Source organism: Nostoc sp. LEGE 12454, assembly GCF_056620565.1.
The window spans coordinates 20,523-38,136 of record NZ_JBWQXL010000042.1 but is presented as its reverse complement, the minus strand read 5'-3'; the positions used below and the strand labels follow the sequence as shown (position 1 = coordinate 38,136).

General features: G+C 41.3%; 10 protein-coding genes and 2 pseudogenes. 3 read left to right on the top strand and 9 right to left on the bottom strand.

Translation table 11 applies throughout. The features are described 5' to 3' along the window. Window positions 1-142 precede the first annotated feature (142 nt). Window positions 143-1,498 carry a sensor histidine kinase gene (locus AC1F2U_RS27875; RefSeq protein ID WP_480264084.1) on the top strand — a complete coding sequence of 452 codons (1,356 nt, stop codon included), beginning with the start codon at window positions 143-145 and terminating at the stop codon, window positions 1,496-1,498. Between the two features lie 48 nt (window positions 1,499-1,546). Here the strand turns inward: AC1F2U_RS27875 and AC1F2U_RS27870 are convergent, their stop codons facing one another. From AC1F2U_RS27870 to AC1F2U_RS27850, 5 genes and pseudogenes are all read right to left on the bottom strand, one after another. Further along, complete coding sequence (locus tag AC1F2U_RS27870) at window positions 1,547-2,788, bottom strand: S-layer homology domain-containing protein (RefSeq protein ID WP_480264083.1); 1,242 nt, start codon at window positions 2,786-2,788, stop codon at window positions 1,547-1,549. Window positions 2,789-3,206: 418 nt separating this feature from the next. Then, window positions 3,207-3,848, bottom strand: a pseudogene (locus AC1F2U_RS27865) (S-layer homology domain-containing protein); the annotation flags it as partial. 270 nt (window positions 3,849-4,118) lie between these two features. Then, window positions 4,119-4,691: pseudogene (locus AC1F2U_RS27860) on the bottom strand (right-handed parallel beta-helix repeat-containing protein); the annotation flags it as partial. Window positions 4,692-5,479: 788 nt separating this feature from the next. After that, window positions 5,480-6,199 carry a conjugal transfer protein TrbI gene (locus AC1F2U_RS27855; protein ID WP_480264082.1) on the bottom strand — a complete coding sequence of 240 codons (720 nt, stop codon included), beginning with the start codon at window positions 6,197-6,199 and terminating at the stop codon, window positions 5,480-5,482. 414 nt (window positions 6,200-6,613) lie between these two features. After that, on the bottom strand, window positions 6,614-8,914 hold the full coding sequence (locus tag AC1F2U_RS27850) for an NACHT C-terminal helical domain 2-containing protein (protein WP_480264081.1): 2,301 nt from the start codon (window positions 8,912-8,914) through the stop codon (window positions 6,614-6,616). A 162-nt stretch (window positions 8,915-9,076) separates the two neighbouring features. Between AC1F2U_RS27850 and AC1F2U_RS27845 the strand changes: the two genes are divergently transcribed. Both AC1F2U_RS27845 and sbcC read left to right on the top strand, forming a co-directional pair. Next, window positions 9,077-9,268, top strand: a complete 192-nt coding sequence (locus AC1F2U_RS27845; protein WP_480264080.1) for a hypothetical protein — start codon at window positions 9,077-9,079, stop codon at window positions 9,266-9,268. A 331-nt stretch (window positions 9,269-9,599) separates the two neighbouring features. Continuing rightward, window positions 9,600-12,626 carry an exonuclease subunit SbcC gene (gene sbcC / locus AC1F2U_RS27840; RefSeq protein WP_480264079.1) on the top strand — a complete coding sequence of 1,009 codons (3,027 nt, stop codon included), beginning with the start codon at window positions 9,600-9,602 and terminating at the stop codon, window positions 12,624-12,626. Here sbcC and AC1F2U_RS27835 read toward each other — a convergent pair. The 4 genes from AC1F2U_RS27835 to AC1F2U_RS27820 form a co-directional block, all read right to left on the bottom strand. Beyond that, the gene (locus AC1F2U_RS27835) at window positions 12,623-14,044 is read right to left on the bottom strand and encodes a peptidoglycan-binding protein (protein WP_480264078.1); all 1,422 of its coding nucleotides are present in this window, start codon (window positions 14,042-14,044) and stop codon (window positions 12,623-12,625) included. The genes sbcC and AC1F2U_RS27835 overlap by 4 nt on opposite strands. Window positions 14,045-14,237: 193 nt before the next feature. Then, window positions 14,238-14,747 (bottom strand): SH3 domain-containing protein, encoded by a 510-nt coding sequence (locus tag AC1F2U_RS27830; protein WP_480264077.1) that lies wholly within the window; start codon window positions 14,745-14,747, stop codon window positions 14,238-14,240. A gap of 292 nt (window positions 14,748-15,039) precedes the next feature. Beyond that, window positions 15,040-16,551, bottom strand: coding sequence for an AAA family ATPase (locus AC1F2U_RS27825; RefSeq protein WP_480264076.1), 1,512 nt, complete (start codon window positions 16,549-16,551; stop codon window positions 15,040-15,042). 441 nt (window positions 16,552-16,992) lie between these two features. Continuing rightward, entirely contained in the window at window positions 16,993-17,520 is a 528-nt protein-coding gene (locus tag AC1F2U_RS27820) for a YceD family protein (RefSeq protein ID WP_480264075.1), read from the bottom strand. Window positions 17,521-17,614 lie beyond the last annotated feature (94 nt).

Here is a 17,614-nt window from a genome sequence, read left to right as displayed (position 1 = left end):
AATCACGTAAGAATATAATCCCCTAGTAGAAACCATCTCTAAGAAAATTTTAGTTAAGCTTTATTAAATGAGTGAGGTAAAAATTAAGTATCCTCTCTTACATCATGCCTCAAAATCTATAATCTTGAGCAAGAGCTAAAAAATGTTAATGTCTGCCAGTTCTGATTTTCTTGCTCTGTGTCGAGAGCAAATAGCGCTACTAACCCAAGGGCTAGGAGCAACTTTAAGTATTGTGTACCTAACACAAGAATTGGTAGATACTCCTTCTGGCGATGCCAAACTGATTCCTGTGGTAATTTACCCGGAAACAGCATTATTGCCGCCAGGAGAGGAAACTATTGAAGCGACGGCATACAAGCAACTTCAACTTGGAAATGCGTTTATATTACCCAATCATCAGGGAAGGTTATTGACACCGGGTTCAGAATCTCCAACTTCGTCACGGGAGTCTGAGATACCAGATGCGTCTCAAGCCGACCTCAAAGAGGAATATCTACTTCGTAGCAACCAAATTGTTTTACCTCTGATTTATGAGGGTGTGATGATGGGGTTACTAGTGACGGGTAGGAAAGATCGGGTATGGAATGAACACGAGCAAAGTCAGATTCAACGGATAGCCCAAACATTAGCGATCGCTTGTATTTTAGATCAGCGGCGAGCATGGTTTGAGCAACAGTTGCGCGAGCAACAAATTCTCCAAGAAAAACAGCGGGATTTGCTGGATAACCTATTGCATCAGTTTCGTAACCCATTAACGGCGTTACGGACTTTTGGCAAACTGCTATTGAAACGACTACGACCAGCAGACGCTAATCGGGATGTGGCAAATAGTATTGTCAGAGAAAGCGATCGCCTTAAAGAATTACTGCAACAATTTGAACAAGTAATTGACTTGACAGAGGCAGATTTAGCACCACTACATCTGCCGGAAGATGGAGTATTTGTAGAAGCAACTATCCAAAAAGACGCTAAACCGCCGCTATTATTACCGGGAACGGGAGACAAAGCAGTTGACTGCTCCCTAGCAGATATATTAGAACCATTATTAATATCAGCCAAAGCGATCGCCCAAGAGCGAAACCTAAAACTAATAACTGAAATTAAAGAGAATTCATCTCTAGTACGTGCCAATGTCAAAGCATTACGAGAGGTGTTAACTAACATTATTGATAATGCTTTGAAATACACTCCCACCGGGGGCAAAATTTTGATTCAAGCGGGGCAAGAAAAAGCTAATTTTCAGGGAATAGTCATTAGTGATAACGGGCCTGGCATCCCACCCCAGGATTTAGAACATCTAGGAGAACGGCATTATCGGGGTGTACAAGCGCAAACAGAAATTCCCGGCACAGGTTTGGGGTTAGCGATCGCTAAACAATTAATAGAGCAAATGCAGGGCGAAATTGAGGTTTTCAGCCCTGCTATCAACTCTAAATTCACTTCACCCAATGCGCCGGGAACTACATTTATTATTTGGTTGCCGGAAGTTCAAAATTAGTCATTTGTCCTTTGTCCTTTGTAAATACTAATGACTAATGACTAATGACTATCTTAGTGAAACCAACAAGTTTTGATTGATGGTCATTTGTAAATCGGTATTTGGGTCAATGGCGATTAAGTCAACACTATTTTTACCGAAGAACAGACCAACCAACGCACCGATACCAGCGCCACCCAAGACTTCTTCTGTGGCAATGGCGCGATCGCCTGTGACAGCAGATACCGCAGTTGCCGCACCTGCGCCTAATACAGTATTCTTGATAATTGAACCAAGACTAGTACCCTTCTTGACGGTTTCAGTTTTGGTAATCACGTCAGAAGTAGCGTTCAGCTGATACTCTTGACCACTGGTCAAAACCAGTTTCTCAGCAACGAATTGAGAACCACCTGTAGCAGGTTTGAGTTGACCAACAACTTGACTACCAGCAGGAATCACTACGGCTCCGTCTTGCGTCACCACATTTTGGGATACTGTCAATGTCAAGGGTGATGTTTCATCCTTTGTAACTAGAATTTTTTCTGCCTTGTCATACTTCACAGGAATAGCAGTCCCTTGAGCAATTGTCACTGATGTGGGTGTTGGAGTAGTAGATCCGACAGCCACAACATAAGGTGAGTTAATTGCTGAGGCTTGATTAGAACTAACTAATGCTTGGTAGATAAAAGCTGCTACCTGGGCGCGAGTGGCGGTTGCAGTTGGATTCAGGAAGTTCACATTCGGATAGTTCACCACAATTTTCCTTTCAGTTGCTGCGGCGATCGGGCTACGGGCATAGCTAGCGATGTTAGAGGCATCGTTGAAGTATTGCAGAGTGCTTTCGGTATTACCGCTAGGAGTATATTCCAAACCGTTAGCGAGGGAAACTAAAACCTGTTCGCGGGGAATAGCTTGATTAGGCTCAAAGCGATTTCCAGGATAACCAGATAAGAAACCAATGGTATAAGCTTGCTGAATGGCACTGGATGCCCAATAGTTGCTAGGTACATCAGCAAAACTGATTGGCTGCCGTTGCTGGGCTTTTTGGAAAGCTTTGTTAACCATCGCGGCAAATTGAGCGCGTGTCACCGGTTCTTCTGGGCGGAAACTACCATCAGGAAATCCGGCAATTACACCTCGCTGAGACAATTGTTGAATAAATTGTGCCGCCCAATAGTTAGATGAAACATCAGAAAAAGTCGTTTGAGCTAAAGATGGTGAAGCTGTAATGAAAGGTGCTACAGTACCGACTGTGACGCTCAAAGCCATGAGTGCAGCTGTTCTAGATTGCCAACGATTTAAGTTAAACATTATTTTTTTGCTCCAGTTATATTATTTTTTTACTGTTAATTACTTAGACATTGACTAAAGTACAAGGTTCCTAACTTTTCTAGTTTTGGTCAAAACCATTACTTTAGTCATACAGTCATAATTAAAAAAAAATCTATGCCAAATGAATTAGCTAATAAAAGTAATGTCATCACCCAATTACCTATTAGCAAATTTCTAAAAATATAGATACTGAGGGAGACGATTTAGAGAAAAAATAGTTGCTGTTAAATAGAAAATTTTATGGTTAAAAGTAAAGGCGATCGCACACTCTAGTTAAAGTGGCGATCGCCTATCGAATAACTGTCTAAGTCAACAGATTCTAATTGTTACTGATATAGGTGTTAAAGTCGTAGACCCGACAACCACCGTATACGGCGAGTTAATTGCTAAGTCTTAACACAACATAAGGCGAGTTAATTGCTGAGGCTTGATTAGAACTAACCAATGCTTGGTAGATAAAAGCTGCTACTTGCGCCCGTGTAGCAGTTGCGGTTGGATTGAGTGACTTCACATTTGGATAGTTCACCACAATTTGCTTTTCGGTTGCTGCTGCGATCGGGCTACGGGCATAGCTAGCGATCTTAGGGGCATCGTTGAAGTATTGCAGAGTGCTTTCGGTATTACCACTGGGACTATATTTCAGACCGTTGGCGAGGGCAACCAAAACCTGCTCGCGGGGAATAGCCTGGTTAGGCTCAAAGCGATTTCCAGGATAACCAGATAAGAAACCAATGGTATAAGCTTGCTGAATCGCACTGGATGCCCAATAGTTGCTAGGTACATCAGCAAAATTGATTGCTGGTCGTTGCTGGGCTTTTTGGAAAGCTTTGTCGACCATTGCGGCAAATTGAGCGCGTGTCACCGGTTCTTCAGGGCGGAAGCTACCATCGGGAAATCCGGCAATTACACCTTGCTGAGACAATTGTTGAATAAATTGTGCCGCCCAATAGTTAGATGAAACATCAGAAAAAGCAGTTTGAGCTGAAGATAGCGGGGAACATCCCACTTTGATAAGTGTGTCTTGCAAAGGATAATTCACTGGATCGCAAACAAAATCTGCTGACTTAGCCTCTATAGATGTCCGCGTTGGCGGATTTTGTTTATCTAATTCTGATTTCCAATCGTCAGAGATTTTTTCGAGAGTGGGATGCTTACTTAAAAACTCTGAGTCTGCAACAATATCGTGAGGCCCCTTAGCAGTTATCTTAGAGCTATTGAGATAGATATTATAATCATAAACAACGTTTTTATTTTTAGTGTTGTTATTAATATTTTTTCCAGGAAAAGCATAGAGAATGTTCCTGAGAATTCTGACATCGGATGAGGTATGAGCAAATATTTGCCCACCATTAAGTTCTGGACTCTGATTATTTAAAAAAGCTGTGTTATTTACAATATCAACATGATCGCTAAAAAAGGCATGAATACCCGATCCACCATTATTAAATGCAAGATTGTTTTTAACTAAAGTACGTCCTTTATATGCACCTAATTTTGAGTTGTCTTGATTTCTTGTACTATCGATAATAATGCCATTACCGTCTGTAATCTTTCCGACTGCAATCCAAGGGATGTACATACGATTGTTGTAGGTCTTGTTGTTGGTAACAAACATCTTGTATCCCTGGTTGTTGTCAGAATTCCAATTACTCAACATTGAAATGCCACTGCAACCATAAACGCTGTACCAGGCATTATTAAATACCACATTGTTATCTATTGTCACATAGTCTGCTTGAATTGCTGAAATACCTGCTCCTCCACAGTCATGCACTTTGTTGTTCAAAATACGGATGTGATGAACATGACCATTCGTTCGACCATCAACGTTGATACAGTTTCCATTTGTCAGTGGATTTTGTTTGTTAGTCTTCTGACTCATCGCGTAATCAAGGGTTATATTGGCATTGTTTCCTATAACCTCTAGCCCGTTGATCTCGATATATGAAGCTTTATTTGAAATCGTGATACCATTCCATATATTGTGCTGAATTTTTGGGAAATGCCCAGGATATGCTTTATACCTAATCCATGCATTTGCAGTTCCAGAACGTTTAATATTTACTACACTCCCAGCTTTGCCTGTATTTTTGTATACTCCGTTCATTATCAATACTGTATCGCCAGGGTTCGTAAGGTCTGCTGCCTTTTGAATTGTTTTAAAGGCAGATGAAGTAGAAAGTCCGCTATTATTGTCGTTTCCAGTACCACTAACATAGTATGTTTTCGGTGTTGAATTCGCGCTGATTAGCTCACGGCTAGATAGGCTCGCTTCCTTGTTAGTGGATACCTGACGGACGTTTTCAACTAAAGATACTTTTATATTGTCTCCCGGAACCAAAAGACTTAATACTACGGGAATTACAAGATATGTGCTTAAATTTAAACCTTGAATTACCATAAGAAAAAGCTCCTCGATCGCTACTACTTAATAAAAGTATCAGGATATTCCATAATTTTGAATACTCTTTTGGATACAGAATACAATAGAGGTAAGTTTTAAATAAGTATTTCAATAAATATTGATACTGATGAAGACGATATAGAGGTGGAATAGTTGCTGTTCAATAGAAGTTTTTAAGGTTAAAAATAAAGGCGATCGCACACTCTAGTTAAAGTGGCGATCGCATATAAGGGATGATTAAATTCACAACTTGAATGAAGTTAAATTTAGTAGCGGGATTGTGGTACTAAATTCAAGTTAGAATTCAGAGTGAGCTTTAAATCCTGTGCAGGTCTGAGGACAAAGGCATTTCCTTCTTTTTTCCGCAATAGCACACTAGCACCCGCACCCGCAGCCGCACCAATAACAGGTTTTAAATCGTCAATTTTGCGATTACCAGTAATTAATGAACCTAAAAGACCAGCACCCCCACCAATAGCTGCGTCAGTTAAAACCTGAGTTGTGTTGGGCTTCTGTGAAACTCTTTGAGTTGTGGTGTATGTCCGAGAAGTTGCATTAATCGACTGACGCTGACCGTTAGAAAATTCTAATTCTTGAGCGACAAATCTTACGCCTTTTCCTTGGTTATCCTCATCTCTTGTATCTCTAGAATAACTATCTAAGTCAACAGATTCTAGCCGTCCATTTATTTTAGTACCAGCAGGAATTAAGACGTTTCTATTTCTGTCGATAATGTCGTTCGCTATTCTCAAGGTTAGAGATTTACTTTCCCCAGGAGCAATAGTAATTGTCTCTTTTTCGTAGGTGACAGGAAGAGCAACTCCAGAAGGAATGGTAACGTTTCCGTATTGCCCAGTTCTGTTTTGATCGATTCTGTATTGAGCATTAGCAGGAGCCAAGCTGAATAGGGGGCTAATGACGCTTGTAGTAACGGCCATTGCCATAAATGCAGCGGTTCCATATTTCCATTGATGTAGGCGAGTCATAAGAGGGTTATCCTTTGTGTATGTGATGTATTTAATGACGAGGATTCACTGAGTTTGTTTCTGACCGTTTTTAAACCTGTCTATAGTCCTATTCCGAAGATAAAAGTACTTATTATGATGGGAAGTCTTTGCGATCGCGTGGGTGTAGCACGTCGTAGACATCGCTGGTCAGAATTTGTATCGTGCTAATGTGCGTTACTAAAATTAGAAGCGAGACACTTATTAAGACGCAAAATGAGTATTATTTTGTTCCCGAATGCTGTTTTATTTTTTATGTCCACATATCTTCAGCCATGAAATAGAGGCGAATGATCTGACTGCGAACTTTATACTTTCATTATAGATTTATTTGCTAAAAATTGAAAAATATTTTTGCTTTCTTAAGGAATGATTTAGTATCTGCTATCTGTGTATTTAAGATTGCTGCTGACGCTGTTTAATCTCTGCGATCGGTAATAGTAAATTATCTTCTATTTGCTGTCGTACTTCACGACTGACATAACAATCGCTATTTAGACAATCTACTAGGAATTTATTGGCATCACAATACTGCTTAAGCAATTCTTTCTGCTTGTCGGTGAACTGCCAATCGTGACCAATATTGCGATACTTAATAAGCACGGGTCTTAATTGCTCTCTCCATTTTAATAGCTTATCCCAAGCCAAAAGCCCATTTTTATCACGTTTGTCATATTGTTTTTTACGTTCATCATATTGTCTTATTGTTTCTAGTGCTAGGCATAATTCTGGATTATTTAGTTGCTCTTTAAGTGGTTGGAGCGCTTTCTGCAACTGGGAGTCAGATATTGAATTCAGGTCAAGGTGATGACAACTATAAGGACGTACAAGATTTAAGTCATCGATTAAAGAAAGGTCAAGACTAAAATCAGGTGCAAAAGCATGAGTTGGGGTTAAAAGGCTATCAATAGTAGTGGCAAGAAGATAACCATGAGCAAATCTTGATTCAAATCTAGATGTGAGATCAAGATACAAGGCACGAACAGCGGATATTTTATAGGGCATTTGAACTGAAAAAGATTTTTGATTAACCCAAGCAAGCAGATGCTGCAATCCTATATCTGAAGATACGAGCACATCAATTTTCTCTTTCATCAATAGCAATAAGCGATCTGCACTTGGTGACATTCCAACCGCCAGCAAAAAGACTTCCCGCCAGCGTTTCTCAGTAATATGGCTAACAAGATTTTGCAGAGCTTCTTCTGATGACTGTCTCACAACCACAAATTCTCTCGCTGTGAAATACTCATGAAATGTCAGGTGAGAAAATGAATAAATTCTTTTCGCTCTTGCTACAACTAGTCCATGATGATGTTCAATTGAACGCAAAACTTGCTCACTGTCAAGTTGCAATGCTTCTTCGTCAGTATTAGCACCAGGTAAATTGCGAATGTATTCGGTAATGTAATGTTCTGCTACTTTCTGCTTGAAGAAATATTCACTCCTTTGAAAAGTAGTCAACGCTATTTTGCTGAGTAAATCTTCTTTACGCTGGATTGATAGCTTTTTGTAAATCTGATTACGTTGAATTCCCCGCTTGGCATCCCATTTTTTCAATAACGCATCCAGTCCTTCTTTGTATAACTCAGAACGATTTGCAGGGAAATCTCCTGACTCTTCAAATGCTAAACAAAGCAACGTCAGCAGCAGAGGACTTGCAGCAAGTTGTTTGATTCGGCTATTCTCTTCAAGACGTTTGATAAAAGTCTCTGGTTTTACAGCTTTATCCTTAAACCAGTTATTGGTAAAGTTAGAAATTTGGTCATCGTCAAAATCAGCAACTTCTACCTCTGTGAACTTCTCAAAGGTATACTCCCGTGCTGCAATACGACAAGTCATCACAAACTGATTTTTTAGGAACCGATCAGAAAACTCACGAATTTCTTTTAAGATGCGATCGCTATCCTCTTCTCTAACCTCATCCAACCCATCAAGTAAAACTAATGCCTTGCCATAAGTTATTACATCTCGAATAGAAAAGATAGGATTTATCGTCTTTTCAGTGATGTATTGCAATAATCCAGGTTTGTTTGCAGCTTCCGCAAAGCTTTTGAGGGTTACAAAAATCGGTACACGTTCAGCCTGAAACTCACCTCCAATACAATGAATTGCTAAATACTTCAAAAATGTGGTTTTACCTGCTCCTGGTTTACCTAAAATCATTAGCTTGGAATACTTCTCAACCGCTTCCAATCCTGGAACTCGTTTTTCAGTAATTTTATTGAGTCCAAAGAGGTCAAAATCCTGGCTCCTACACTGTTGTAATAATTCATCAATTCCTAGCCGTTGTCGCCCAGTGATTTTTTCCAGAATATTAACGCTGGTGTAAATGTCATTCAAGCCAATGGGTTGAGTCATATCTAGCACCCGCATTGTGCCGCAGAGTTGTTGAATGAGGGGTTTTATCTTTTCGCGTACCCCTTGCACGATCGCATCAATATCAATACTGTTATCCTGATTTACCTCTACTTCAGTCGCTGGTTCAGCGACTATTTCTTCCCACTCTAGGTCTAGCCTGTCGCAAATCTGGACAAAGAGATTGCGGTTAACAGGTTTACCTGTAAAGAACTTTCCGATCGGCTGGCGAGTTACTTCTAACTCTTCAGCTAATGCCTTTTGAGTTAAAGAATAACGAATTAAAGCTTTTTTTGCTTTTTGGATACCTTCTAGAGAACAGAAAAGCGATCGCCCGGACATAAGCTAACCATTACACTTTTGCTGATTCTAACTACCAATTTGGCAATTCATCCTCATCGCATACACAACTCACTCATATCTCAAATCTGTATTTAAGCCTAGAACAAACACTCACCTGTCAAAGTATGGATGTAGTGATTCAAACAATTTGCGAGGGAGTCCATGTTATCCAAGAAATTTCCTTCAAGAGATGAAGTGCTGGCTGTCGTAACGCTGATTATGGTGATTGGTTCTCTCACTCTTGCAGTTATCGATGAGAAGAGTCGCCCTCAATTTCTAGATTTAACAAAATTTGCTGTCGGTACATATATTGGATTGTTGATACCTCGGTCAAGGTCAAGCGATCGCAACTAGCCAATGACAATCCTAAATAATTCCTAAGAGACAAGATCCCCGAATTCTTTGAGAAGTCAGGGATCTGTAACTTTCAATTCTCACAAATCAAATAGGAATGTTTTCTTCTCAGTCAATAGAAAAAAATAACGAAAAGCCTCCAGGAAAGTTTCATTTTTCTCCAAAGACAGCAAAACTTTTTCATGCAACAATAAAAATTCACTCATAACATTGTTAATTTTTGTAAAATTGATGTCTTCAAGACTAGAAACCTGATATCTAGATAGCTAAACTAACAAACAGTGCATCTGTACTGTTAATTATTAAAAGTAGATGTGGCGCTATAGGGTGAATGATCCCAGTACAACTTATCCTCAAAAACTTCCTCAGTTACCGTGATGCAACTTTAGATTTTGGTGGTTTGCATACGGCTTGTATTTGTGGTTCCAATGGTGCGGGCAAATCCTCCCTTTTAGAAGCAATCACTTGGGCAATTTGGGGCGAAAGCCGCGCCACTGCTGAAGATGATGTCATCTATTCTGGTGCGAAAGAAGTTCGGGTTGATTTTACTTTCCAAAGTAACCAGCAAAAATATCGGGTGATTCGTACCCGAATTCGGGGAGGTACTAGCGTTCTTGAATTTCAAATAGAAATACCATCTGGGTTTCGCTCACTCACTTGCAAAGGGGTAAGAGCGACACAGGATTTGATTTTAGAACACATCAAGCTCGATTACGATACATTTATTAATTCTGCCTACTTACGTCAAGGTCGTGCAGATGAATTCATGCTCAAGCGTCCCACAGAACGCAAAGAAATTTTAGCGGAGTTGTTGAAACTCAATCAGTATGATGATTTAGAAGAACGGGCAAAGGAATCTTCTCGTCAGTTCAAAGCACGGGCAGTAGAGTTAGAGCGTTCTTTGGAGTCGATAAAAATTCAGCTGCAACAACGCGAAATCACCCAAGCGCAAAGAGTGGAGTTAGAAGCCGAACTCAACCAACTGCAACAGGTGCAAGCTTTTGATAATATTCAATTACAAAGTTTGCAAGTTGTCCAGCACCAGCGCCAAAATTGGGAACAACAACTTAATTTTATAAAGCAGCAATACCAAAATCTTACCCAAGACTGCGATCGCCTCCAACAAGAACAATCAGCTATTGGCTCTCAGCTATCAGATTTAGAAAAAATATTACACCAAGAAGCTGAAATTAAAGCTGGATACGCCCAATATCAAAGTCTACAATCTCAAGAAGAAGCTTTTGCTGTCAAATTTGAAAAATACACCCGTGCCCAACAGGATCGCCAACAAAAGCAACAACAGCTAACCAAACAAATTCACGAAATCGAACGGCAACTGCAACAAGCCCAAGCGCAGCTAGAAGCTTTACAGCAGCAAGAGCGAGACATTCAGCAAACTCTCACTAAATCAGGTGAAGTAGAAGTTGCTTTGTCACAGCTAACCGCAGCCCGTCACCATGTTGCTCGTTTAGATGAATTGCAAATGCAAGTGACTCCCTTGTTGCAACAACGAGCAACTTTACAAAGCCAACTCGATCGCACTCATGCTGGTTTATTAGCGCGACTGGAACAACTGCAAAGTACTGAGAACCAATTGCAACGGCAGCACCGCCGCCAACCGCAACTACAACAAGCGGTGATGGATGTGGCAATCCAGATTGAGGAACTGGAGAAAAAGCGAGTTTATCTGCAACGAGTCCAAGAAAAAGGGCAAGAAAGACGGCACTTTATCGAACGTCTGCAAGCTCATCAGCGAGACTATGAAAAACTGCTGGGAGAATTAGAGCAAAAATTGCTTATGCTGCAAAATCCTGAAGCACTTTGTCCATTATGTGAGCGTCCTTTAGACGAACATCACTGGAGTCGGGTAGTGGAAAAAACCCAAAGTGAGTTAGAGGATACTCAAGGGCAGTTTTGGGTAGTGCGGGAACAATTGGCTGTGTCTGACAAAGAAATTCAGACACTCAGGCAGGAATATCGTGATATATCCCAACAATTGGCGGGCTACGATGGTTTACGCGAACAACGGGGACAGTTGGCAGCCCAGTTAGAAGCGACAACAGATGTGCAACAACAGTTACAACAAATTGCTGCTGAAAAACAGCATTTAGAGCGATCGCTCCAAGCTGGTGATTACGCTCCCGATAAACAAGCTGAACTCCGGCAGCTAGACCAATATCTGCAACAAGTTAATTATAATGAACAAGACCACGCCCTTGCCCGAAGCGAAGTTGAGCGGTGGCGATGGGCAGAAATTAAACAAGGGCAAATTAAAGATGCAACTAAGCGACAAGCGCAACTATTAGCCCGAAAACCAGAACTTCAATCCCAAATTGACCAATTACAAGTCAGAATCCAGCAAGATCGGATTGATTCTGAATGTGCTAGACAAATCGCGGCTCTTGAGCGTCACATTACTGAAATTGGCTACAGTTCCGAGCAGCACAACAATCTGCGTATGGCTGCAAAGAAAGCTCAATCTTGGCATTTGCGGTATCAACAACTACTATCAGCCCAGCAGCAGTATCCGCAACTCCAGACGAGATTGCAAGAGTTAGAGGAATCCAGAAGCGCCAGATTAACCGAGCGGCAAAAACTCGGCGGACAAATCGAAAGCATTATTCAGCAACTACAAGCAACAGCTAACCCATCTGCTCAAATTCAAACTTTAGAGCAGCAGTTAGCAATACGTAGACGACAACTTGATGAGCAAATTACAAAGTTGGGGCGTTTAGAACAACTGGCGCATCAACTAGAAACGCTGCAAATTCAATATGACCAACAACAACAGCAATTACAATCTTGCAAGCAGGAATATCGTGTTTATCAGGAATTAGCGCAAGCTTTTGGTAAAAATGGTATTCAAGCACTGATGATTGAGAATGTGTTACCGCAACTGGAAGCCGAGACAAATCAACTACTTTCGCGGCTGAGTGGTAATCAATTTCATGTACAATTTATTACTCAAAAAGCTGGGCGCAGTGCTAAATCAACCAAGAAAAATGCCAAGCTGATAGACACCTTAGATATTTTAATTGCCGATTCTAGAGGAACACGAGCTTATGAAACTTACTCTGGTGGGGAAGCCTTTAGAATTAACTTTGCCATCCGTTTGGCTTTGGCAAAATTATTAGCGCAACGGGCGGGGGCGGCGTTGCAATTGCTGATTGTGGATGAAGGTTTTGGTACACAAGATGCTGAAGGATGCGATCGCTTGATTGCCGCGATTAATGCGATCGCTTCCGATTTTGCCTGCATCCTCACTGTTACCCACATGCCCCACCTCAAAGAAGCCTTCCAAGCTAGGATTGAGGTTAATAAAACTCAGGAAGGTTCACAGTTGAGCTTGTCAATTTAATTGTATTTTACCCGTGCATCCAGACCTAATGAGCGGAGCTTTTTCGTTAGCGTTTCTGCTTGGGCGCGATCGCTAAATGCTCCAGCATTCACATAATCCCCTAAATTGGATTGTTCCGCGACAGCGCTGGGTATATATTGTTGCACTTTACTCAGAGTATCATTACTGGAAATTGGAATTATTACTCTGTAAGGATTATTAGCAACTAATGTATTGCCATTAGTAACAGGTACTACATAGTCATTGGCGGGAGGTAAGGCATAGCGATTAGTGTCAGCTAATACATAATCATTATTTTGAGTATAATTGCCCTCAGTTGAACCATTTAACCCCAATGCTTCCCAAGTTTGCCAATCTACATTTCCAGTAGAATTAATTCGAGAATATTGCTGGAATGCAATCACAGATTGTCTGGTGTAATCGTTGAAAAGTCCATCAGGATTAGCATTAGAGAAACCCAACTGCGCCAAACGCTCTTGAACTACTCTGACATTTTCTCCGCGATCGCCTACAGTTAGATAATTTCTACCTGGTTGTTGAATACCACCTGTAGAGGCTCTACGCACTGAGTCCAAAACTAGGGCATTAGCAATGCCATCAACAGGTAGTCCATTATTTCGCTGGAATGCAATTACAGCTTCTCTAGTCATTGGGCCAACATTCCCAGTGGCATCAGCATTTAAATAACCTAGCTGCCGCAAACGCACTTGCAGTTCTCTCACTTGTTGACTGGAAAGACTCGATCTTCCTGGAGTCGGAGAGGAACCCATTAGTGCGTTCCAAGTTTGTCGATTCACAATCCCGTTAGCAGTTATGCGATAACTTCGCTGGAATGCAATTACAGCATCTTTAGTAATTCGTCCAAAATTCCCAGTGGGATTAGTATTAAAGTAGCCTAACTGCCGTAGACGTTGTTGTAATCTTGTGACGGCTGCACCAGTTTGACCTTGAGAAAGAGTAGGATATTGACCAACTGGCGATCGCGATGCGCTACCGATATTTCTATTAGAACTTCTACTCTGACACGCTCGTTGCAAGGCTCGTTGAGTACTAGCACCCACAACTCCATCAGCCGATATTCTATTAGCTTGCTGGAATTTGATCGTAGCATTTTGAGTCAAGCTAGCAAACTTACCTGTCACTGGGCCGTTAAAATAGCCTAACTTCTTTAAACATCTCTGGCTACTGCTAACTTCAGGCCCATTACTTCCTATTTTCTGAAGTGCTAAAGCTTCTCCAGCAATACTCAGAAGCCCCGTAATTAGAGCCACAGACAAAAGACGCATTGCAGCATCAGTCGATAACTTTTTCCAATTTAAAAATTTAAAATTAACTACGATAGGAACAACCTTGATGCTTTCGGATGCCTCGTAGACTGAGGCAAGCTTGATTAAATGGCTAGCTACCCCTGTTTTCACTTGCTTTTTTCGAGTTAACGCCTATAAAAAAGTATACTACTTGCTATGTGTAATAATTACTTTTCGTATGATTCTTTACAAGTAAGTGTCCTGGGGAGTGGGGAGCAAGGGAGAAGTTGCAGTAAGTTTTTCCCCTCTGCCTCTCTGCCCCTCCGCCTCTTGTGCCCAATACCCCATGCCCCATGCCCAATACCTATTGTTCATCAACTTTTTCAGTATTACCTGCTTTCACCCAACCTTCTTGTTCGCTATCTTCCAAACGGATCTTTTGCCAAGCTTTATCCTCGCTTTCTGACAAAATAATAATTTTTTGATTAAAAGCAACTCCACCAATCTTTTCAGCTTCTTGATTTGGTTGCGATCGCAAACTCAAGCCTTCAGCCCAACTAACACGCCCTTGGTAAGCTCCTGCTGGTAATGGTTTTGATGATGGGGTAGCCTTTGGTGATTCTGTGGGAGTAGAGGTTGGGCTTGGAGACGATTGAGTAGATGTCCCAGATGTAAGAGTGGGCTTATCTCCTCCAGGCTCAGTTTTTTTAGGAGCTTGGGCTTTCACCGAAGGACTATCATTGGAATAAATGGGTTTGGCAGGGGCTATGCCGGTACGATTCATAAAATAGAGTGCAATTGCAGCACCGCCACCTATTAGCACAGCGATCGCTAAGAAGAACCCAAGTATAAACTTTGTTAAGCCAGACAACATAATTAAAACCTGATTATCAAGATTCAAGGGTGTAGGTGAGCCAGTTATCTGCGTATTTTCCCCATTGAGGAGAGTGCTGTTTAACTGGCTCTCAAGGGTTACGAGTCGAGAAGCAAGTAACCTATCAGTATAAGAATCAATAGTCCATAATAATTCATCATTAACTATTGACTTTTGACTAACTGATTATTGTAGCTATGGTGAATAGACATCTGGTGAAATTAAATATGCGTTATCCAAAACCTTTGTAGAGACGCAGGAGTGCTACGTCTCTACATTTATTTTTTTGGGTTCACGTAGTGCGGCGGAGGCGTTCGCTCAAAGGACTGTGTTTAGATGCTAAACGCGCTCTCCCAGCAGCAGCCCATTCTTGGAGTTGCTGAATTTGCTCTACAGCAGTTCGTGCTAAGGGTATGATCTGACTGGCTGCTTCTAAAATGTCGTCGGTAGCAAAGTCGCGGTTTTGGCTAAATCCAATATGCATCGCTTCAATTAAAGTTTGCTCAATCTCGGCCCCAGAAAAATCGGGCGTTTCATAAGCTAACCTTTCGATGTCATAACTTTTCAAGTTATGGGGGCGCAGTCGGGATAAATGAACATCATAAATTGCTTTTCTCTCTTCTTGGGTAGGCAAACCCACAAAGAAAATTTCATCAAATCGCCCCTTGCGGAGCATTTCCGGCGGTAAGGCTTGGATGTCGTTGGCGGTGGCGACGACAAACACAGGTGAGCTTTTTTCGGCTAGCCAGTTAATAAAAGTGCCGAACACACGGCTAGCTGTTCCGGCATCACCTTTACTACCAAGTCCAGCAAAGGCTTTATCTATTTCATCAATCCATAAAATACAAGGAGCGAGAGCTTCAGCTACTTGGATCATTTGGCGAGTCCGAGATTCTGATTCACCCACCAAACCACCAAATAACCTTCCCACATCCAAACGTAGCAGGGGTAAATGCCAATGATGAGCGATCGCTTTTGCCGTTAACGATTTACCTGTTCCCTGAATACCCACCAACATTAAACCACGCGGGTGCGGTAATCCGTACTGTCGCGCTCGATCTGTAAATGAGCCTCCCCGACGAATCAACCAGTCTTTCAAGTTATCCAGTCCGCCAATATCAGAAATTTGCTCAGTGGCAGGGTAGAAGTCCAAGATTTGGGTTTGGCGGATAGTTTGGCGCTTTTCTTCCAAAACCAAATCCACGTCTTCTGGTCGCAATTCTCCGTGGGTTGCGATCGCTTTTGCCAAAACCCGGCGAATCCGTTCCATCGAAAGTCCTTGACAAGAGCGCACCAAATCATCTAAAACTTTGCCAGAAAGGGAATTACCAGTACTTTGTAGTAAGCGTTCTACCTCAGTTTTAATTTCTAGGGCGGCGGGTAAGGGAAACTCGACGACTGTCAACACTTCGGTTAAGTCGTCAGGGATGGCTATGCGTGGTGACAGTAGGACAATATTTTTTGGTTGAGACTTCAGGAGTCTGGACAAGTTGCGGAGTTTGCGAGCGATCGCTACATCATCTAAAAAGCGATGATAATCTCGGAGAATCAATACCGCAGGTGCAGAAGCTGGTAATTTTTCGATAAATTCCAAAGCTTGTAACGGGTTACGTCGTCCAAACCCAACATCATTGGGGTTTCCCTGGTAGCCATCGACAAAATCCCACGTATACACTGGGCGATTACCCTGGTTGGTAGCTTCTTCCCGGATAGCTGCTTCTACCCGCTCCTCTTCGTATGTGGGAATATAAATCAAGGGGTAGCGGGCGCGTAGCAGCAGTTTAAACTCTTCACGGAAGTTCATATATAGCTGTTATTGGTTAGTTTATCTTGAACGCAATGTACAACTTTCTTGGTTCATAAAGCCAATGAGTAATCAGCAAGAACAATACAATATTGCTTTTCTCGTTCAGCAACTATGCACAAGTCAAGATAATGCTGTTCTCAAAGAAACTGCTAATTTAAAATTAAAAACCTAGTAATTTCTAAAAATAATTAATATTTTTTATAACGTAATCTTTGGAAAATGGGTTATTTAATGTTACTTGAAGCAAGAGCTTGTGAAAATTATGATTAACTTAGTTTTAGTAATTGATAAAATACAAAAGTTTTTGATATCTTTTCGATAGAAATATGACTATCAACTCATACCGAAAGTATTTAATAAAATATAAAACAATAAGCCTGTGTAGACAGGCTTAGTTCGTGCAGCCGAAGACTTAAGTCTGACGTAATTATCAAATTACTATCCTGGAAGTTGCTTTTTCAAAGCTTTCAGAGAAGCCCAACGGTTATCAACTGGAGTTTCACGACTATCAGAAGTATCAGCACTATCAACAGTACTACTTACAGGAATACCTGGACAATTGCGATCGCACAGTTGCCGTTGTGGTACTGCCAAGCACATCTGCTCATACAGCCATTCGTTTGGATAAAAATAACCATCGGGCGGTAAACTTTCCAGTAAATCTTCCATAACTACTTCCCTTTCTAAGGGCAAGTCATTTGCCTGATTTGCAGTTTCGTCTAACCAGATGATTTCTTTCGTATCAAGCCCTAAACGGCGATTGTATTGCTGCAAGCAGCGGTTGCAGGTACAAGTAATAATTGCTTCTGCCTGACTAGATACTTGTAAGTAATTACCATGATGCTGTACGCGCACGTAGCCGCGAACTGGTGTCAAAGTTTCCAGACCAGGCAGAAATTCATTAACCTGAACTTCCTCTGTCCGCTCCGGGGCTTGAGTTAGCTGCGGAATATAAATTGCGTCCATAGGATTTGTGAGACATCCTCACTAAAATTTATCTCGATTACCAGCAATTATACTGGTACTGAATCTTTATTTTATCCCTTAAGAACAAGAGAAA

Coding starts and splice junctions, on each gene's coding strand:
- AC1F2U_RS27875 (WP_480264084.1), top strand. CDS start 143: ATGTTAATGTCTGCCAGTTCTGATTTTCTTGCTCTGTGTCGAGAGCAA.
- AC1F2U_RS27870 (WP_480264083.1), bottom strand. CDS start 2,788: ATGTTTAACTTAAATCGTTGGCAATCTAGAACAGCTGCACTCATGGCT.
- AC1F2U_RS27855 (WP_480264082.1), bottom strand. CDS start 6,199: ATGACTCGCCTACATCAATGGAAATATGGAACCGCTGCATTTATGGCA.
- AC1F2U_RS27850 (WP_480264081.1), bottom strand. CDS start 8,914: ATGTCCGGGCGATCGCTTTTCTGTTCTCTAGAAGGTATCCAAAAAGCA.
- AC1F2U_RS27845 (WP_480264080.1), top strand. CDS start 9,077: ATGTTATCCAAGAAATTTCCTTCAAGAGATGAAGTGCTGGCTGTCGTA.
- sbcC (WP_480264079.1), top strand. CDS start 9,600: ATGATCCCAGTACAACTTATCCTCAAAAACTTCCTCAGTTACCGTGAT.
- AC1F2U_RS27830 (WP_480264077.1), bottom strand. CDS start 14,747: ATGTTGTCTGGCTTAACAAAGTTTATACTTGGGTTCTTCTTAGCGATC.
- AC1F2U_RS27825 (WP_480264076.1), bottom strand. CDS start 16,551: ATGAACTTCCGTGAAGAGTTTAAACTGCTGCTACGCGCCCGCTACCCC.
- AC1F2U_RS27820 (WP_480264075.1), bottom strand. CDS start 17,520: ATGGACGCAATTTATATTCCGCAGCTAACTCAAGCCCCGGAGCGGACA.